Below are 19,892 nucleotides of genomic sequence, written 5' to 3'. Positions count from 1 at the left end.
TCACTCGCCCTTGCGGTATTGCTCGACCAGGCCCATCAGCTCAGGCCCGAAGACGTCGGTGTACTCGGCCCACACCCCCTGCACCTTGGCATTGAAGGGCGCGGTATCGACCTCGTTGACCTGCATGCCGGCTTCTTCCAGCTTGGCGACCAGCTCGGCGTCATCCTTCTGGGTCATCGCGCGCTGCTTGTCACGCCATTCGTCGGCGCTCTTCTGTACCGCGGCCTGATCCTGCTCGGAGAGCTGATTCCAGGTGAAGTTGGACATGGTCAGACACGCCGGTGCCCAGACGTGACCGGTGAGGGAGACGTAGTCCTGCACTTCGCTGAACGAGGAGGAATAGATGATGGCCAGCGGGTTTTCCTGGGCATCGAACACGCCCTGCTGCAGCGCGGAGTAGAGTTCACCGAAGGACAGCGGTGCCGGGCTTGAACCCAGCGCGGTGAAGGTGTCCAGACGCATCTTGTCCGGCGTGACGCGAATCTTCAGGCCGGCGAGGTCTTCCGGGGTGGTGATGGGGCCGCGATTGTTGGTGACGTGACGGAAGCCGTTCTCCCACCAGGACAGGATCTTCATGTTGTGCTCGTCGGCGATGTCCTCGAGCGCATCGCCCAGCTTGCCGTCATAGGCGGCGTAGGCATGTTCGCGGTCCGGCCAGGAGTAGGGCAGTTCGACGATGCCGAAGCGCGCATCCAGCGGCTGGAAGGAACCACAGCCGATCACGCCGGCCGGCACGCTGCCGATCTGCATGCCTTCGACGACGGTCTTCTCGTTGCCGAGCTGACCACTGGGAAAGACCTGGAAATTGACGCGGCCCTCGGTGGCCTCGGCGACATCCTTGGCGAAGCCTTCCGCCGCGATGTTCCAGCTATGGGTCGGCGCCAGCACGTGGCCGAGCTTGATATCCTGGGCCTGAGCGGCGCTCAGGGGCATGGCGCAGGCCGCCGTGATGGCAGCGGTCAGCAGGGCAGGCTTCAGCGGGACGGATTTCATCGGGACACCTCTTGGAGTTGTTATCGTCGTGACAGGCGTCTCTGTGTACGCCTTGACCCAAGAGTGTGTTCTGCTCGTGTATTTCGGTAGTTGCGAATTCTTATTCTTGGTATTAACCAGATTTATGCTGGGTCTGGATGTCCCGCCCATCTGAGAGTCAGTTATGAATATACCGTTATATTATTGGTGCCCATTTCGGTTCTGGCAGACCTGAGAGAAGCAGCAGTCATCGGGACACGCAATGCAGGGCACCCGCGAGCAATGCAGGGCGCCCGCGAAGAGGCGTGTCTTCGCGGGCGCTGATATGTCGCTGAGGCGGCCTGGTTGGCGCCTGATGGCACCTGACTGTCGTTCAAGAGTCGCGCTCGGGTCAGACCACCGCCTTGTCCAGCGCCTGACTGACATCGGCGATAATGTCGTCGATATGCTCGATCCCCACCGAGATACGAATCAGGTCCGCCGAGACCCCGGCCTTGGCCAGTTCTTCCTCGTTGAGCTGGCGGTGGGTGGTGGAGGCCGGGTGGCAGGCCAGCGACTTGGCGTCGCCGATATTCACCAGGCGCAGAATCATCTGCAGCGCATCGATGAACTTGCCGCCGGCGATTCGCCCGGCTTCGGCCTGATCGGCCCCTTTCGTGTCCGTCTTTATGCCGAAACTGATGATGCCGGAGGCCTTGCCGCCGGTGATCTTCTGGCAGGTGGCGTGATAGGGGCTGTCCGGCAGCGCGCCGTAATTGACCCAACTGACACTCGGATGTTGCTGAAGGTATTTGGCCAGCGCGAGCGCATTGCTGCAGTGGCGCTCCATGCGCAGGGCGAGTGTCTCCAGCCCCTGCAGCAGCAGGAAGGCACTGTGCGGCGCGAGCGCAGCGCCGGTATTGCGCAGCGGCACTACGCGGCAACGCCCGATATAGGCAGCCGGACCGAAGGCTTCGGTGTAGACGACGCCGTGATAGGAGGGGTCCGGCTCGTTGAGGATCGGGAAGCGATCCTTGTTGGCGACCCAGTCGAACTTGCCGGAATCGATGATGATGCCGCCCACGGTGGTGCCGTGGCCGCCGATGTACTTGGTCAGCGAGTGGATCACGATGTCGGCGCCGTGATCGAAGGCACGACACAGCACCGGGGTGGCGACGGTGTTGTCGACGATCAGCGGCACGCCATGCTTGTGGGCGATCTCGGCCAGACGTTCGAGATCGACGATGTTGCCGGCAGGATTGCCGATGGACTCGCAGAACACGGCGCGGGTCTTGTCATCGATCAGCGCTTCGAGTGCGGCGAAATCATCAAAGGCCGCCATGCGCACCTCGACCCCCTGACGCGGCAGGCTGTGGGCGAACAGGTTGTAGGTACCGCCATACAGCTGGCTGGTGCTGACGATGTTGTCGCCTACCTGCACCAGTGCCTGGATGGCATAGGTGATCGCCGCCATGCCGGAAGACACCGCCAGCGCTGCGATACCGCCTTCGACGGCGGCCATGCGCTGCTCCAGCACGTCATTGGTCGGATTCATGATGCGGGTATAGATGTTGCCCGGCACCTTGAGATCGAACAGATCCGCGCCGTGCTGGGTGTCATCGAAGGTGTAGGAGGTGGTCTGGTAGATCGGCACCGCCGCCGCCTTGGTGGTGGCTTCCGAGGTGTAACCGTGATGCAGGGCGAGGGATTCCAGCTTCATGTTGTCTACCGACATGACAGTGTCCTTGTGCGAGAGCGTGGCGAAATCTTGTTATGTGGTGCGGTTTTCGTGCGTGCTGTTGCCGTTCGTCCCTATGTGGCTGCGCTTTGCCTCCACCGCCAACTGGGGCGCATGCCGCGACGACGCTCAACATTAGCAACGGGACATCGGCAAGTCCAAGCGTCCCTCACGTCGTCACGTCAGGTCGCTGACTGGGTGGCACGCCGAACTGACGACGAAAGGCAGTAGCGAAATTGGCGGCGCTGCGATACCCCGCCATCTCGGCGGCGGCCTCCACCGTGAGCTTGCGGTCCTGCAGCAGGTGAGCGGCACGGATCAACTGTCGCCGTCTCAGGTCCTGCGTCATGGTCTGGCCGTAGGCGTCGCGATAGCGGCGCTGCAACTGGCGCACGCTCATGCCCAGACGAGCGGCGATCTCCGCCTGACTCAGATAGGCGACTTCTCCATTGTGGATCCAGTCTTCCAGCGTTTCCTTCCAGTCTGCCGTCTCTTGCGGGGGATGCCGTGTCGTGTCATCCGCCTGGGCCGGTCTGGCCGCCAGGCATTCACTGATCACCTCCAGCGCCAGCGATTCGAATCCCAGACGCTGGGCCGGGGAGGTGGGCCGCTGTCGGCTGAAGGTATCCAGTCGTTCCAGCAGACGAGGGGACGGCCACCAGTGGAAATGCGCCAGGTGGCGCATGTGGGACATCACCTCACTGGCACGGGACACGTTCAGGTGCCATTTCAGCCAGGCCGGCGTCAGCGTGAGGATGGCGCTGTGTTCGTGGGCTCCCTTGAGACTGTTCAGTCGGAATTCGGTGGGTTCGTCGAGTGCGATGCACAGTGCACGTCCCGGCTTCAGCGCATGGCACTGTGGCCCGAAACTGACCCTGGGCTCCCCTCGCCACACCACGGCGATCTTCAGCGATGGCTCGATACTGGACCGAATCATCAGATCCGCCCGCTTGCGCACGCGGTTGAGGCGCATGAACAGGCCCGGCTGCGCTTCCTGTAGATGCATGTTGCCGATCAAGGCGCCGTCAGCGGACTGGCCCTCGGCGGGCTGGCATTGGTGGTCGCTGGTCAGCGCTCGCGCCATGCGGTGGACGTGATCGAGCTCGATGATCCGGTGGCGCGCGCTTGCGGGATGGTGAGGGCTGGCGGGGGCAACTGGGGAGGCGGGCGAGATCGTGCCAGCCCGGCCCGAGGGGGGAGTAAGGCTCATCTTGTCGCACCTGCAAACATCAGGGAGGGTTCCGCAAAGGTTTTTGTCGTCATGGAGTGCCAAAATGCCCCGTCAGCACATCAAATGCAAATAATTATCATTAGTGGCGATAACCAGAGACACAAGAGGCAAGGGGACACGATGAAGAAGGTGAATGCACGAGGACGCGGTCTGTGCGGGGCAGGCACGCGTCGTCTGATGATCGGGGCAGGTGTGGCGCTGGTCAGTCTGCCGGCACAGGCGGAAGACGCGACGATGGTGCTGGATACCCAGCGGGTGACGGGGCTGCGCCTGTATGACATGGCGTCCAGTGAGCAGAGCGGCGGCTACAGCGTTGACGCTGCCACGGTGGGCTCCAAGGTGCCGGCCTCGCTGCGCGACATTCCGCAGTCGGTAAGCGTGGTGACCCATGACGCCATCGAGGACCAGAACTTCATCACCCTGGATCAGCTGGCAGCACGGACGCCGGGCGTGCGGGTGCTGAACAATGACAGCGGTCGCTCCTCGATCTTCGCGCGTGGCTATGAATACGATGCCTACAGCATCGATGGGCTGTCCGCGCCGATGTCGAGTCTGACGGGCTCGGTGCCATCCTTGACCGCCATCGACCGGGTCGAGGTCATGCGTGGGCCGTCCGGTCTGTTCAACAGTACCAGTGAGCTGGGCGGGGTCATCAATCTGGTGCGCAAGCGCCCGACCGATACCTTCCAGGGCTCCATCAGCGGCAGTGTCGGTACGCTGGAAGACCGAAGCGTCAGTGTCGATATCTCCGGGCCCATCGATGAACAGGGCCGTATCCGCGGTCGCCTGGTGACCCGCTCCACCGAGCAGGCGCAATGGGTGGATGACAACGACAACACGCTGAATGATTTCTATGGCGCGCTGGATATCGATCTCGACGAGAATACCGAGCTGTCACTGGGGGTGATCCACAATACCAAGGACATCACCGTCAATCAGGGGCAGCCGGTCGATGGTGACAACAACTTCACCTATGGCCGCCGTTCGGCATTCTACGGCGCGGACTGGAACAGCTTCGAGAGTGATTCCACCGATGTGATCGCAGAGCTGACCCACCGCTTCAGCTCACGTGGCTATGGCCGACTGGCGGCGCGTTACAGTGATCGCAATGCGGATTACAACTATGCCTACAGTGGCTCGGCACTGAGCGATACCGGCGACTTGAGCAGTGTCGCGGGCTATGCCGGTTTCACCGATGAGACCTCGGTGAGCGTGGATGCCAGCTACACCCAGGGCTTCGATGCCTTCGGCAACCAGAACGAATTCGTGGTCGGGGTCGATTACAAGACATCGGAATCGGATACCACCGCGGCGCGCACCAGCAACCTGACCGGCTCCAGCGCCACCATCAGTGAGCTGAACTCTCTGTCCTATGTCGACATACTCGGCAATGCCCGTGATGGCGTGAGCGGCTATAGCCTGTCGCGCACCGAGACCACTCTGGAAGAGCAGGGCCTGTACGGCAAGGTGACACTGCGTCCCGTGGCACCGCTGGCAGTGATACTGGGGGCACGCGTCAGCCAGTTCTCGGCCGAGACCGAAGACAAGCTCAACGGTGGCAGCAGCGACATGCAGGACACCGCCGTCACGCCCTATGGCGGTATTGTCTATGACCTGGACGCCGACCACTCCCTCTATGCCAGCTACTCCAGGGTCTTCGAGCCGCAGACCCGCGAAGACGAGGATGGCGACCTGATCGACCCGCGCGAAGGCGAGCAATACGAGATCGGCATCAAGGGCAGCTATCTGGATGGTGCGCTGAATGCGCGCATCAGTGGTTTCCAGCTGACCGACAGCCACCGTGCGGCCTCCTCGACCGACGGTAGCGTCAGTTACTCGGTGGATTCCGGCAAGATGCGCATCACCGGTGCGGAGCTTGAGCTGGCCGGCAACATCACGCCGCAGTGGGATGTCATCTTCGGCTACACCTACATGGATTCCGAGGTGCTGGAAGCCGGCAGCTCCGATGCGCTGCTGATGCTGATGCCCAACAACATGGTCAATCTGTGGACCCAGTATCGCTTCGAGGGCAATCTGCTGGATGGCGTGTCCGTCGGTGCCGGCATGACCGCGCTGAGCGATTTCGAAAGCACCCAGGGCACCATCCAGGCACCGGGCTATGCCGTGTTCGATGCCATGCTGGGCTATCAGTTCACGCCCAGACTCAGTGGCCAGCTCAACGTCTACAACCTGTTCGATCGTGAATATTACGTGCGTGCCGGCTCGGCCAGCGTCTTCAACTTCGTGGGACGTCCGGCCAGCGCCGTCGCGACCCTCAAGTACGAGTTCTGAGCATGACAGGCCTCTGCCCGACAACGGCAGTGAGGGAAGGACAGGGACGTCCTTCTCGCACTCGTCCACCGTTGCACGACCGATGGCACCACCGCCGATGGCACCACCGCTTGCACGACCGACTGCGAGGCTGGGCGCGCCGGTGGGTGATGGCAGGAGTGACGTCAGGCGTGCTGCTGTCATCAGGCCCCGTCATGAGCCACATGGGAGACGCCAGGGTGCTGCAGGGAACGACGACCGCATTCACGCAGCACTCATCCACCACGGGACATGACTACCTGATCCAGGTCGCGCTGCCGCAGGTCGCACCGCCCGAGGGCGGCTATCCGGTACTGCTGGTGCTGGATGGCAATCGCCATCTGGATCTGTTCACGGCGGCGCGCGACATATTGGGACGCCGTGGCTTTGACAAGGCGCCGTCAGATCTCGCCATCGTCGCGGTCGGTTATGCAGGCGCGACGGACGGGCAGGCAAAGGCGGCGCGTCACATCGTCACGAAGCAACGCTTCAAGGACTTCACGCCACCGCTCACTACCGGCACGGCCCCTGAGGGGACGGGCGGTGGCGAGGATTTCCTCGCCTACCTGACCCAGGCTCTGCCGCCTGAACTGGCCTCACGCTATCCGCTCGATCTCAAGCGGCCTGCGCTGATTGGCCACTCGCTCGGCGGCCTGTTCGCGCTCCATGCCCAGCAGAAGGCGCCCGAGGCCTTCGGCGCCATCTTCGCGATCAGTCCTTCGCTGTGGTGGTTGCAGGAGAATGCCCCGGCCAACTGGCCGCTGCGTCTTGCCTGCTCCGAGGCGGCGGGTCCGGTGTACATCGCTGCTGGCGGACGCGAGCAATCGCCTCAGCCACAGCGCAATGACCCGGAGCGGGACAGGCTGCGTGTCCAGCGCGCGATGATCGACAACGCACGCGACCATGCACGCCAGTTGGGCGAGCGCTGCCCGCAGATCGAGGTGCAATGGAAGCTGTATGAGGGCGAAGACCACGGCAGCGTGATGTGGCCCGCCGCGCGCGCAGTGATGGAGCGATTGGTGAGACCGCGCTGATCCGACCGGCCGCCACGGTGTGGCTTGGGCAGTAAAGTGGACAGTCACATGGGCGGTAAACGCCACGACGGCGGCATCAGCGTGGGACATGTATTGTCCTGACTGATGCCGCCGTCGTCGTGTTTCAGCGCCGCTTGTTCAGAGCGGCTCATACCAGAGCGGCTTGTGTCATTGCCTCTCGTGTCAGAAGCGCTTTACATCACTGCACGTACCGCGAGGAACAGCACCGTCGGGGCGAGCAGAATGCCCAGACCGGTATAGAAGGTGGCGGTCATCGCGCCGTAGGGCACCAGACGGGCGTCAGTGGCGGCGAGGCCAGCCGCGACGCCGCTGGTGGTGCCGATCAGGCCACCGAAGATCATCGCGGAGCGCGGATTGTCGAGCCCGATCAGGCGCGCCGTCATCGGCGTGGCGACCATGGTCAGGATCGACTTCACCAGGCCGGCGGCGATCGACAGCGCGACCACTTCGGAGCTGGCCCCGAGGGTTGCACCGGTGACCGGGCCGACGATGTAGGTGACCGCGCCCGCACCGATGGTGGTGATATCGACCGGGTCGGTATAGCCGAAGGCGATGGCGACGCCACCTCCGGCGACGAAGGAGATCAGCACGCCGACGAACAGCGCGATGACGCCCCGAAAGCCGGTCTGGCGGATTTCCTTGAGATTGACCCCGTAGGCGGTGGCGATGATCGCGAGATCACGCAGCATGCCGCCCCCCATCAGGCCAAGTCCCGAGAACAACGTGACATCCGAGAGCCCCTTGCTGCCGCCGGTGGTCGCGCCCCCCACGTAGGCCAGCACCAGGCCGAGGATGATGGCGATGGCGGAGCCATGCAGCTTGCCGCGTGTCAGGTTGTTGCTGATCCAGTAGGCGACATACATCGCCAGCCCGATCACGGCGAAGGCCGCGACCAGGTGATACTTGTCGAACAGATGGACGAGTGAATCGATCATGGGTCGGCCCTCAGTGTTTGTGCGCAGGAGTGGAGGAGGCGTGGCGGTTGCGGTCCAGCACCGGTGCACCCGTCGTCACTGAGGTTCTGGTCGGCGTGTAGCGGGTCTCGCCGGCGAGCGGGTCATCTTCCAGCGCACTCTCGGGACGCTTGCCGGTCAGCAGCGGCACGAGGGCCAGCCCCAGCACCACGGCCAGTACGCCCGCGACCAGCGCGACCATGCCGCCGCTGAAGGCCGCGACCACGTTCTGGCTGGCGGCCATCGCGACCACGATGGGGATGTACATCGCATTCCAGAAGTTGATGCCGCTGGCGGTGCTGTCGGCCATCTTGCCGCGGTCCTTCAGCACACCGGTGATGAAGATGAGCAGCAGCATGGCGATGCCGACACCGCCGAGGTTGGAATCGATATTGAGCATTTCTCCAAGCAGATCACCGATCACGAGACCGGCCATCATGCACCCTGCGAGCAGGGCAACTCCGTAGATCACCATGGCGTATTACCTTCTTGTTGTTGTGGTGAAGTGGTGGTGAATCAGTGTGGCGTCTTGTCGTCTATCTGATGTGTGTCATCTCATTCGTCTCATTCGTCACGTCCATCCAGGCCGGCGAGCCTGGCTTTTCGTGTCTCGTGTCTGATTATCGGGCGTTCCTTGCCTGTCCTGGCAAGGCGTCAGGGGGAGTGAACCCACCGACATGACATGATGGCGTCACGCCATGCCGGTGGCACGAGGGTGTCAGGTGTCGAGCCTGACAGGGGTGGAAAAGGCGACAGGGATGGCTCAGCCGTGTGAACGGGCCGGCTCAGGGGCGAACAGCTGTGCATATTCCTCGCGCAGCTGTTTCTTCTGCACCTTGCCCATCACGTTGCGTGGCAGGCTGTCGATGAAGAACACGCGCTTGGGCTGCTTGTAGCGGGCGAGCTTGTCGCTGAGGGCGGTGAGTACCGCCGCTTCATCGAGACTGCCCTGGTGGCCGGCCTGCATGACCACCACCGCGCAGACACCTTCGCCGAAGTCCGGGTGGGGCACGCCGAACACCGCCGATTCGTTGACGCCGGGCATGTCATCGATCAGCAGCTCCACCTCCTTCGGGTAGATGTTGTAGCCGCCGGAGATGATCAGGTCCTTGTCACGGCCGCTGATGCACAGATAGCCATCGGCATCGATATGGCCGAGATCCCCGGTGATGAAGAAGCCATCCTCGCGGAACTCGCTGGCGGTCTTCTCCGGCATCTTCCAGTAGCCCTTGAAGACATTGGCACCGCGCACCTCGATCAGGCCTGTCTCGCCACGCGGCAGGATGGCACCTGTCTCGCGGTCGGTGATGCGCACTTCGCTGCCGGGCAGCGCCATGCCCACCGTGCCGGGGCGCCGCTCGCCGTCGTAGGGATTGGAGGTGTTCATGTTGGTCTCGGTCATCCCGTAGCGCTCGAGAATCGCGTGGCCGGTACGTGCGCTGAACTCGCTGTGGGTCTCGCTGAGCAGCGGCGCGGAGCCGGAGACGAACAGCCGCATGCCGGCGGTCGTCTCGCGATTGAGGCGCTCGGATTCCAGCAGGCGGGTGTAGAAGGTCGGTACGCCCATCAGCACGCTTGCGCGTGGCATCAGATCGAGAATCTGTTCGGCATCGAACTTCGGCAGGAAGGTCATCGAGGCGCCCACCGTCAGCACGATGTTGCAGGCCACGAACAGGCCGTGGGTATGGAAGATGGGCAGGGCGTGGATCAGATGGTCATCACGGGTGAAGCGCCAGGTCTCGGCCAGCGCCTGACAATTGGAGGCCAGATTGGCGTGGGTCAGCATCGCGCCCTTGCTGCGCCCGGTGGTGCCGGAGGTATAGAGGATGGCGGCGAGATCATCGGCGGCGCGTGGCTCGATTTCACTGCTTGCGCTGCACTGGCGGGCCTGCTCCATCAGGGTGCCGTCCTGCTCGGTGCCCAGGCTCTCGACACGCGGCACATCACATTCCTTGCCCAGTGCGCGTGCCGTCTCCAGCACCTTGGGCTGGCAGACATACAGATGCGGCCCGGCGTCGCCCAGGAAGTAGCGGATCTCCTCGCCGGTGTAGGCGGTATTCAGCGGCAGATAGACCGCGCCGACCTGCAGACAGGCCAGATACAGGATGACGGTCTCGCAGCTCTTGTCGATCTGCACCGCGACGCGGTCGCCCGGTGCCACGCCCAGCTCGCGTAGCGCGGTGGCCATCTGACCGGCGGCGCTGCGTGCCGCGGCGAAGGTGTAGCCGTGGCCTTCGACGGTATCGAGGAAGGTGGCATCCGGGCGCTCATCGAAGTTGCGCGCGAATTGCAGATAGAGGTTGTCGTGGTTGGCGTGAGGCATCGTTGGCTCCAATGGCGTTGTTCTTGTAATGAGGCGTTGTCTTGTCATGAGCCTTGTCTTGTCATGAGGCGTTGACGCAAGGCGGCGTTCTGGTCAGGCGGGCTCCGGCAGATGGCGTGTCTGCCGGGCGGCTCATTTCTTGTGTGGCTCTTTCCTCGAGTGACTTATTCCTCGAGTGATGGCGTTGGCTTGCTGTCGGTGGCATCCGTGGCCGATCTGGTCGCGGGCGACTGCTCGGACGCTTTGGATGACAGAAGCTCACTTTCCTTCCTGGTCTCGCGCTTCGGCGCCTTGGCCAGCTCCTTGTTGGCTTTCGATTCCTTCTTGACCTCGCTGCTGCACACCACGCTGTCGTTGCGGCTGAAGGCCTCGTGATTCTGCTCGATGCGGTGCGGCTCATAGAGGTAGTTGACCATCAAGCCGTGGGCCTGCTGGCGGCCATTGGGGGAGGTGTCACCTGGCCAGTTGAGGCGATGCAGGCTGGCACCATTGCCGAGGTGGAAGCGGGCGACCGGGTCCATCGGCTGGCCGCTGCGGTGCTTGACGTTGACCAGGTAGTGGGCGGCGAGGGCGCGCAGTTCCGGCGCCATCTTCTGCTGGGCCTCCTCGTCATTCATCCAGTCATCGTGCTGCAGGTGATGGGCCAGCAGGTCGGAGACTTCCAAGCCTTCCTCATCACGCGCGCGGGTCAGCCACTGACTGAAACCGGGCACCGGCGAGAGGGTGACGAAGCGGCTGAGGTTGGGCAGTTCGCGCTGCAGCTCCTGCACCACCTGCTTGATCAGGAAGTTGCCGAACGAGATGCCTTTCAGGCCCTTCTGGCAATTGCTGATGCTGTAGAAGACGGCGGTGTCCGCCTCGCGTTCGGTGGTCTGGCCGCTGTTGGCGAGCAGATGCTGGATGTTGTTGGGCACGCCCTTGCACAGCGCCACCTCGACGAAGATCAGCGGCTCGTCACCGGTGGCCGGGTGGAAGAAGGCGTAGCAGCGGCGGTCCTCGGGGTCGAGACGTCCGCGCAGGTCGCTCCAGTCCTGGATGGCGTGCACGGCCTCGTAGCGGATGATCTTCTCCAGCACCGCGGCGGGCGTGTTCCAGTCGATGGCCTCCAGCATCAGGAAGCCACGATTGAACCAGGAGGCGAACAGGTGCGCGAAGTCGGCATCCAGCGGTTTCAACTCCGGATGCTGCTTGATGAGCTTGAGCAGGTCGGCGCGCATGCGCACGATTTCATAGGTGCCGCCGGGGCACAGGTTGAGACGGCGCAGAAGCGATTGGCGTCTGGGTTCACTGGCGGCAAACAGCGCACTGAGATTGGCGTTGTCCGGGGAGTCGCGATAGGCGGCGTAGGCAGCGTGGATACGGTCTTCATCGGCGGCGTAGTGCTCGGCCAGCACGCGGAAGAAGGCGAGGCGCTGCTCGTGATCCAGCTGCTGATAATCCTCAAGCGCCCGCTGGGCCATCATGATGCGCGAGGCTTCACCGCTGCTCTCGGTGAGGTTGTGGCAGCTCTCGGTCAGGCGGGCGAGGGCGGTATCTTCATTGCCGGCGCCGGGTGAGAGGCCAACCTGCTGACGGGCACGCTGGCCGACATGGGTCAGCAGATCCTGCAGAAAACTCAGATTGATGTTCATGGCGGTCTTCCTCAAGGCGCGAGACGCGAAGCTGTGATGATGGGGCATATCCATTGCTCAGTATGGCGTCTGAGACTTGAATATTTGGCTTCGTCTTGTTGTATACAACAGATAGGCGTCTGGTGTGTTAGCGTCAAGTCCTGGCATGCCAGACACGACTAAAGTCAGTTTCCTGCGCGGCCACTTCCCCTGTTCAATGAAGGCAAGGGGACGAGGCAGCGACTGGCCTCATGGCCGGTTGGCATGTCTGCGAGGGGGGTGAGGCGGAGGGCGGCAGGGATTGGCGCCATCGTCAGCGCAACCTTCGTTGCGAAAGTCGCCGCGACAGCCATCGCGACAGGGCCGCAAGGCATCAGCATCACCGTTTCGTATCAGTACAAGGACGCCGCAGATGATCAAGATGTCCCACACCCAGCGCCTTCGCGATCTGCTCGAAGATGCCATCGTCGAAGGGCGCTTCCCGCCGGGCACCAAGCTCGACCCCGAAGCGCTGGGCCGCGAGTATCAGTGTTCCCGCACCCCGATCCGCGAGGCGCTGCAGCAGCTGGCGGCCTCCGGCATGGTGAATGTGGTGCCCAAGCGCGGCACCTTCGTGACGCAGCTGGGCGTCTCGGAGCTGGTGGAACGCTTTGAAGTCATGGCGGAACTGGAAGCCATGTGCGGCCGACTCGCCGCGCGGCGCATCACCACGCAGGAGCTTTCGGAACTCAAGGACGCCCACGCCGCCTGCCGTGAACGCCTGGAAGCAGACGACGCCAATGGCTACTACTACGAGAACGGCCTCTTTCATCACTGCCTCTACCGCGCCAGCCACAACGCCTTCCTCACCGAAGAAGCCACGCGCCTGCACGCCATCCTCAAGCCCTATCGCCGCCTGCAACTTCACGTCCGCCACCGCATGCACAGCTCCTACGCTGAACACGAAGCCATCGTCGCCGCCATCGAAGCCGGCGACGCCGCTGCTGCCGAACAGACGCTGAAGGATCATGTGCATATCCAGGGGGAGAGGTTTACCGATCTAGTGGCGAATATTGAGCGGTTGCATGAAGTGAGGTAAGATGATTAGGTATAAATATATTCTTATATTTAAATGTAAGTGGCAAGCCGTAACCTAGAATAACTAATATTGTTGCAAGTACAGCTTCTTCTTTTATAGCTGGAAATTATTATAGTCATGCGACTATGGTCTTCTCATGCTTGATATTTGAAATGAAAATATGTTATTAGCATGGAAAGATATAGTATAATAAGAAGTAGGTTAAGTTTTTTTGTTGTTTACGCTATATTTAATGCTGGTGTATAGGTATACGTTATTTATATGCTTTCGAGTAGTGTTATGGATAAATGAGATGTAGCCGATCTATGAATGTTTGCATCAGTGTTATGACTTGCTTAGCATTAACGGATTTAATAGCTCCTAGACGGCTATGCCGTCTGTACCTGAGATGATATTAGTTTCGTGAAATTGTAAAAGTAAGTGTATCTCGCGGTCGTTTGTTGTTGTAGTGCTTGGGTAAGGTTGTCCTTTGAATTGGAGATTTTAAATGGAACTTAATGCTCATACCCCCGACTTGGGAACTCTTCTTTCACAAAAGAGTGTGTATCGTGTACCTAGATTTCAGCGTGACTATTCATGGAAAGTAGAAGAGGTTGCTGAGCTTTGGAGTGATCTTGAAAACTGTATTGTGCTTGAAGAAGGTGAGTTAAAATGTTCTGAGTATTTTATAGGTACTTTGGTTTTAGTTGGTAAAGAGGGTAGCAGTACGTACGATATTGTGGATGGGCAGCAGAGACTTACTACGATAACTATTATGCTTCGTGCAATCCAAGAAGCATTTGTGACTCTTGGTGAGTCTGGAATGGCCAATGCTTTATATTCAAATTACATTGAAGGTATTGATGATGAAGGAAAGCCATTTTTTAAGGTTGTAAATGTTAATCATAGTCCATTTTTTGAGGTGGCAATTCAACATAGAGTTAGAGGAGATGATCCTTTATTACCACGAAATGAAGCTGAGAGAAATCTTCTTTCTGCGTATAAGGAAGCTCTATCTAAAACTAATAAAAGTTTAGTTAGTACTTTGATGGGGAGTAAGCAAGTTTATACTAAAGAGCTTCACTTGCAGTGTTTGAAATCTATTCGCGATCAATTGACAAAGTATTTAAAGGTTATCTTTATAAGAGTTCCAAAGGAAGAAGAAGCTTATACTATTTTTGAGACTCTAAACGCGAGGGGGTTAGGGCTGGCGTCGGTGGATTTGATAAAAAATACTGTGTTTAAGGATCTAAGCGCAACCCATCCTGAAGATAAAGCAAGGAGGGAGTGGACGGCCGTGCAAGAAAAGCTTCAGGATGCTAACGCTAACGTGTCTCTTAAAGAATTCATGAGGCATTGGTGGATATCTCGCTATACTTATGTTAGCGAAGATAATTTATACAAAGAGTTCAAGAAAGCTAAGAAAAGCGGGCTTCTTACATCTCAGATACTATTGTCTGAAATTACAAGCGATGTCGAAACTTATGTTAATATAATCGATCCTCAGTTTGAGAAGCACAAACAGGTCGAAGATAAACGAATATTTAGATCCTTGATGGCCCTAAGAGCTTTTAATGTAACTCAGCCTAGAGCATTTTTACTTAGTCTCTTCAACTCCTATAATAGGAAGTTGATAACCAAGAAGTACTTGGTAGAGACTCTTGAGTTCCTTGAAAGTTTTAATTTTCAATTTGTCGCTATATGTAAGAAGCGTTCATCCGGTATAGAAGGAGCTTACTCAAGCTCTGCTCGGAAGCTATTTTTCGCAGAAAATAAACCTGCCGCTAGACGCATAATTCTTGATTTTATTGAGCAGCTTAAGCAAAAGTCACCATCCAAGTCGGAATTTGAGATTAAGTTTAAAGGTTTAAAGTTTAGCAATGATTATACTAAGGATAAAAAAATTATTCAGTACGTGTTTAATAAAATTGAAATGTATGAAAATGGTAGAGGTGAGTTGGTGCCAGAGGATTTAACGCTTGAGCACATTATGAGTCAATCATCTGGCCTCGATACTAAATATGTAAGTATTGGTAATTTATTGCCACTCTCAAAAGAGCTAAATGAGCAAGCAGGTGATAAACCGTTTGTTGATAAGGTTGCTATATATCGGTCTTCAAGTTATAAAATTACTCAAAAGTTTTGTGATGATTACAAGGACGTTGGTGAGTGGGATAAAGATAAGATTATTGCTAGAGAGGATGAGCTTTCAGCTTTATGTTTTAATAAATACTGGAAGATTGGGTAAATATTATCAAGGTATTTCCTGATTTATTTTACTCTATAAGCACGTGATGTGAGTCGCGTGCTTTATTTTCTTGGTTATATAAATTGATTGCAGTGATTTAAGCTACACTGTGGGGCAAGGAGGAGAATCGATGGTAAGTTGTCTCGGCTAAGTCAGCTAAGGCGAGAAATATCAAGGTGCGCTGATAACTAGTTAAAGTATAATGATAAAATTTTTACATCCGTTTTTCTGGTGCTTGTATCAATGACTGAACATGCTTAGAACATAGGCTCCAAAAGAAAGTTTGTCGTAAATTGCGCCGCAACCCCTTAATGGCTAAGCCTGAATAGTCTCAGGCCCTTAGCGATTATAGGCGTTGCTCCAGCCATAAGCGTACGGAGCGTTTACCGAGGATGATGGCTGATGGTGTCGTCCCGCGTGTAAGTAATACCCTGCCCCTACGAGTGTATTACTCATCCTTATACAACTGATTGAAGCCCTTCACGCTGAAGCTTTTCAAGTACTGATCGCCAATCTTCAGGACAGGCACGCTGCGAAAGCCTGTCTTGGCGAATTCCTTCTGTCCCGCGGGGGAGCGGACATCCACCAGGCGGAAGCCGATCTTCTGCTGCTCCAGATACTGCTTGGCTGTCTTGCAGTGTGGGCAGTTCGCCATGGTGAAGAGTGACACCCGTTTCATTGATGTGCTCCCGTGTTGATCGATCTTGCGCGTTGTACGCATCTGGCCCGAGATGCTGGCCTGAGGCGCTGGCGGGCAATGATACCAGCCGTCGCTTTCTCTCTACACCAGCACTTCCCGCACCAGCACATTCGACACCACGCATCCTGCAGATCAATCCTTGCGCGGGATATGACTCATCGCATGTTCCGCCAGGGCGGTGATGGTCAGGCTGGGATTGACGCCCAGATTGGCGGCGAGCATCGAGCTGTCACAGATCAGCATGTTGCGGTAATGGAAGACGCGATTCTGGCCATCGCAGACGCCGTCCTCGGGGGAGGCCGCCATGGCCGCGCCGCCCATGCAGTGTGCCGTGGTCGGGATGTTGAACAGTATCTCGGGGATGCTGCTGCCGGGGATGGCGCCGATGGCCTCTGCGCCACGCGTGACGAAATCATTCGCCTCGGGGATGAAGGTGGGAATGCGCTTGCCCTCGGTGACCAGTGCCTTGCGAAACGGCCAGTACCACAGGCGTTTGAGCGTCATGTCGAGGTGGCCCTCTGCCGTCTGCATGCACAGGAAGATGATGGTCTCCTTCGCGAAGCCCCACGGCAGCTGGAATCTCAGCGCGCGCAGTGGATTGGCGAGGAAGAGCTTCGCCATCGCGCTCAGCCAGGAAAAGGGGCGTGTCCAGCCAGGCTTGCCCCTGGCCATCGCGGTGAACAGCAGCCCCATGAAATCTGAACCGGCCGGATAGCGCGTGGCTTCGATATGGGTGTGCTCATCGATATGGATGCCGGAGCCGATGGCGATGCCCTGGGACATGTCATCGCGACTTCCCGGCATGCGACAGCTGATCAAGGACTCCGCATTGGTGCGCACCCGCTTGCCCAGCGCATCCGAGACGTTCGGCAATGAGCCCTTGTCCTTGAGGCGGAACAGCAACTCCTGGGTGCCCAGCGACGAGCCAGCGAAGACGATGGACTGACAGGTCACACGACGCTTGCCCAGGCCAAGATAGAGCCCGGCAAAGGTGGAGGGCACCGTCGTCACCACATAGCCATCGGCACCATCCGTCTTGCCATTGAGCGGTACGACGTCGATCACCTTGGTCTCGGCGTGCACCTTGGCACCGTGCTTCTCGGCCAGATACAGATAGTTTCTGTCGAGTGTGTTCTTGGCGCCATGACGGCAACCCATCATGCAGCCGCCACAGCCGATGCAGCTTTTTCGTTCAGGCCCTTCACCAGCGAAGTAGGGGTCTGGATGGGGGCTACCGGCAGCCGGCGTGCCGCTTTCGCCTTCGGGGCCGAAGAAGATGCCGACCTCGGTGGGGTACCAGGTGTCTTCACAGCCGGCGACGTGTGCCATGCGTTTCAGGGCGTCATCCGCCGGCGCGATGATCCGATTGGTCGTCACGCCAAGCATCTTCTGCGCAGTGGCGTAGTGCTCAGGCATCACCGCATGCCAGTCATTGAGTCCCGCCCACTGGCCGTTGTCCCAGATCTTGTCAGGCGGTACCAACAGCGTCTGCGCATAGGTGATGGAGCCGCCGCCCACCGCGTTGCCATGCAGCACGATGACGTGACGGAAGAAGCTCATGGTAAAGAAGCCGCGCAGGCCCAGCATCGGCCGCCACAGCCAACGACTCAGACGCCAGTTGGAGCGCGGCATGTTGTCCGGCGTCCAGCGTTTGCCCTGTTCCATGACCGCCACGCGATAGCCTTTCTCGGTCAGGCGATGCGCGCACACCGAGCCGCCAAAGCCCGAGCCGACGATCAGGTAGTCGTGGTCGTAGTCGAAGCCATAGCCGTGCTCTTGTGGCGCAGTGGCACTGGCGTGGCGTTCAGCGGTAGTCATCGATAGTCATCGGTAGTCATTGATAGTGCTTGAGCTGTTGCGCGATCAGGTCAACGAAACCCTCGCGGTCAATATCGAACAGCACCCTGGCGTTGTGTGGCTTGCCGGTGAGCTGGTAACGGTCGACCACCGTCATGCCCTGGGTATGCTCGCCCTGTGTCTCGACCCCGACCCAGCAATCGACAGCGGTGAACAGTTCAGGCTTCAGCAGCCAGGCGATGGTGCAGGGGTCATGCAATGGTGCGCCGGTGAATCCCCACTTCGGGTCGCGATGGTAGATCATGAAGAAGTCGAGCAGCTCGGCGACGCATTGGGCGACGGGATTGTCGATGGCACGGATACGCTCGATGTCCTCATCCATGATCTGCGCCTGATGGGTGACATCCAGTCCGCACATCACGATGGGCAGGCCGGACTTGAACACCATGTCAGCGGCTTCGGGGTCGACGAAGATGTTGAACTCGGCGGCGGGGGTCCAGTTGCCGACACCTGCCGCGCCCCCCATCAGCACGATGCTGTCGATCTTGTGGTGAAGCTCCGGGTGGGCTGAGAGAAACAGCGCGATATTGGTCAACGGGCCGGAGGGCACCAGCGTGACCTTCTGCTCACAGGCACAGACCTTCTCTGCCATCAGCTCGATGGCGCTCTGCGTGACGGGAGCGAAGGCGGGGTCCGGCAGTTTGGGGCCATCCAGGCCACTTTCGCCATGCACGTTGTCGGCGATGATCAGCTCACGCGCCAGCGGCTTGGGCGCACCACCGGCGACCGGAATGTCATGCCGCCCCAGCAGGGTGAGTACCCGCAGCGTGTTGTTGAGGGTCTTGTCGGGCGTCTGATTGCCGGCGCTGGTGGTGACGGCCAGTACGTCGAGCGCGTCTGAACTCAGGGCCAGAATCAGCGAGATGGCATCGTCGTGGCCGGGATCACAATCGATAATGATGGGGCGCGGCATGCAGCAGTCCTTGTCGTGAGTCGTATTGTTGTCGTGACTTGCCTCAATCAGCCTTTCCTTTATGCCTGAACGCAAAACGACACGCCATCCTTGCGAAGGGCGTGTCGTCTGTCCGTTCATGGCATTCGCGCTTGGTGCCAGCGCTTGGTGTCAGTGCTTGGTGACAGTGCGTGGCAGATCAATCCGTCTGCTGGGCACGCGCCTCATTGAGCATCTGCACCAGCACTTCCACCGGCTGCGCGCCGGGCACGTAGTACTGACCGACGATGGTGCTGGGCACCGACTGGATACCGGCGTTGCGCAGCGCTTCCTGCTGGGCGGCGACTTCCTGCTCGCCCGCGCCGGATTCGAGGAAGGTCAGCGCCTGTTCGACGCTCAGATTCTCATCGTGGTGGCTTGCGATCTCGGCCAGCACCTGACGGTCACCCACATCCTTGCCATCGTGGAAGTAGGCGGTGAACAGCGCTTCCAGCAATGGGCGCTCCGCCAGGCCCGCGGACTGCTGGCGCCAGACGATGCGCTGGGCATCGGTGGAGTTGGGCGTGCGCTCCATCAGGGCGTGGCGGAAGGTGACGCCGCTCTGCGCGCCTGACTGGGCCACCTGGGCATCCAGTTCCGCGCCACGCTCGACACTGCCGAACTTCTGAGCGCGGTAGTCGGCGCGCGCCATACCTTCACGTGGCACCCAGGGATTGAGCTGGAAGGGCAGGTAGCTGACGCGCACCTCATCCTTGAAGTCGAGTTGCGCGATGGCGTCATCAAGATGACGCTTGCCGATCCAGCACCAGGGGCAGACCACGTCGTAGGCGACCTGGATATCGAGCTGTGACATGGGGATTCTCCTGCTGATCTCTCACGCGCTCCTCAATGCAGCTTGAAGGCCGCTTTGAGAGCACGTCGGAATGATTTTGAGCAATCGCTCATCAGTGTCCTGCCATCCTAGCGA

Annotated in this window: 15 protein-coding genes; 4 read left to right on the top strand and 11 right to left on the bottom strand. The window is 59.3% G+C overall.

Annotated elements, in window-relative coordinates; genetic code table 11:
• The 3 genes from F8A90_RS09660 to F8A90_RS09650 form a co-directional block, all read right to left on the bottom strand.
• Positions 1-993 (bottom strand): TRAP transporter substrate-binding protein, encoded by a 993-nt coding sequence (locus F8A90_RS09660; RefSeq protein ID WP_233593265.1) that lies wholly within the window; start codon positions 991-993, stop codon positions 1-3.
• A gap of 370 nt (positions 994-1,363) precedes the next feature.
• On the bottom strand, positions 1,364-2,671 hold the full coding sequence (locus F8A90_RS09655; RefSeq protein ID WP_200019969.1) for an O-acetylhomoserine aminocarboxypropyltransferase/cysteine synthase family protein: 1,308 nt from the start codon (positions 2,669-2,671) through the stop codon (positions 1,364-1,366).
• Between the two features lie 187 nt (positions 2,672-2,858).
• The gene (locus F8A90_RS09650; RefSeq protein WP_200016852.1) at positions 2,859-3,899 is read right to left on the bottom strand and encodes a helix-turn-helix transcriptional regulator; all 1,041 of its coding nucleotides are present in this window, start codon (positions 3,897-3,899) and stop codon (positions 2,859-2,861) included.
• A 141-nt stretch (positions 3,900-4,040) separates the two neighbouring features.
• On the opposite strand from F8A90_RS09650, the gene F8A90_RS09645 reads away from it, so the two are divergent.
• Entirely contained in the window at positions 4,041-6,212 is a 2,172-nt protein-coding gene (locus tag F8A90_RS09645; protein ID WP_233593264.1) for a TonB-dependent siderophore receptor, read from the top strand.
• Positions 6,213-6,406: 194 nt separating this feature from the next.
• Entirely contained in the window at positions 6,407-7,264 is an 858-nt protein-coding gene (locus tag F8A90_RS09640) for an alpha/beta hydrolase (protein WP_200016851.1), read from the top strand.
• A gap of 194 nt (positions 7,265-7,458) precedes the next feature.
• On the opposite strand, the gene madM is transcribed toward F8A90_RS09640, so the two are convergent.
• The 4 genes from madM to F8A90_RS09620 all read right to left on the bottom strand — a co-directional run bounded on the left by madM (position 7,459) and on the right by F8A90_RS09620 (position 12,192).
• Positions 7,459-8,220 (bottom strand): malonate transporter subunit MadM, encoded by a 762-nt coding sequence (gene madM / locus F8A90_RS09635; protein WP_077376060.1) that lies wholly within the window; start codon positions 8,218-8,220, stop codon positions 7,459-7,461.
• Between the two features lie 10 nt (positions 8,221-8,230).
• Positions 8,231-8,713 (bottom strand): malonate transporter subunit MadL, encoded by a 483-nt coding sequence (gene madL, locus F8A90_RS09630; protein WP_166018193.1) that lies wholly within the window; start codon positions 8,711-8,713, stop codon positions 8,231-8,233.
• A 288-nt stretch (positions 8,714-9,001) separates the two neighbouring features.
• Positions 9,002-10,561 (bottom strand): malonate--CoA ligase, encoded by a 1,560-nt coding sequence (locus tag F8A90_RS09625; RefSeq protein ID WP_200016850.1) that lies wholly within the window; start codon positions 10,559-10,561, stop codon positions 9,002-9,004.
• Positions 10,562-10,725: 164 nt separating this feature from the next.
• Entirely contained in the window at positions 10,726-12,192 is a 1,467-nt protein-coding gene (locus F8A90_RS09620; RefSeq protein ID WP_325096909.1) for a malonyl-CoA decarboxylase, read from the bottom strand.
• Positions 12,193-12,583: 391 nt separating this feature from the next.
• Between F8A90_RS09620 and F8A90_RS09615 the strand changes: the two genes are divergently transcribed.
• On the top strand, positions 12,584-13,249 hold the full coding sequence (locus F8A90_RS09615; RefSeq protein ID WP_200016849.1) for a GntR family transcriptional regulator: 666 nt from the start codon (positions 12,584-12,586) through the stop codon (positions 13,247-13,249).
• A 487-nt stretch (positions 13,250-13,736) separates the two neighbouring features.
• A complete protein-coding gene (locus F8A90_RS09610) occupies positions 13,737-15,476 on the top strand; it encodes a DUF262 domain-containing protein (RefSeq protein ID WP_200016848.1) in 1,740 nt (579 codons plus the stop codon).
• Positions 15,477-15,924: 448 nt separating this feature from the next.
• Here F8A90_RS09610 and F8A90_RS09605 read toward each other — a convergent pair whose 3' ends face one another.
• The 4 genes from F8A90_RS09605 to F8A90_RS09590 form a co-directional block, all read right to left on the bottom strand.
• Positions 15,925-16,155 (bottom strand): glutaredoxin family protein, encoded by a 231-nt coding sequence (locus F8A90_RS09605; RefSeq protein ID WP_200016847.1) that lies wholly within the window; start codon positions 16,153-16,155, stop codon positions 15,925-15,927.
• A 153-nt stretch (positions 16,156-16,308) separates the two neighbouring features.
• Positions 16,309-17,994, bottom strand: a complete 1,686-nt coding sequence (locus F8A90_RS09600; RefSeq protein ID WP_200016846.1) for a GMC family oxidoreductase — start codon at positions 17,992-17,994, stop codon at positions 16,309-16,311.
• Between the two features lie 16 nt (positions 17,995-18,010).
• Complete coding sequence (rihA, locus tag F8A90_RS09595; protein ID WP_200016845.1) at positions 18,011-18,946, bottom strand: pyrimidine-specific ribonucleoside hydrolase RihA; 936 nt, start codon at positions 18,944-18,946, stop codon at positions 18,011-18,013.
• 178 nt (positions 18,947-19,124) lie between these two features.
• Positions 19,125-19,778 carry a DsbA family oxidoreductase gene (locus F8A90_RS09590; protein ID WP_200016844.1) on the bottom strand — a complete coding sequence of 218 codons (654 nt, stop codon included), beginning with the start codon at positions 19,776-19,778 and terminating at the stop codon, positions 19,125-19,127.
• Positions 19,779-19,892: the final 114 nt, after the last annotated feature.

Source organism: Cobetia sp. cqz5-12 (assembly GCF_016495405.1).
Lineage (GTDB): Bacteria > Pseudomonadota > Gammaproteobacteria > Pseudomonadales > Halomonadaceae > Cobetia.
Note: the sequence above shows the minus strand (reverse complement) of the source record. Positions and strands in the feature narration are given on the sequence as shown.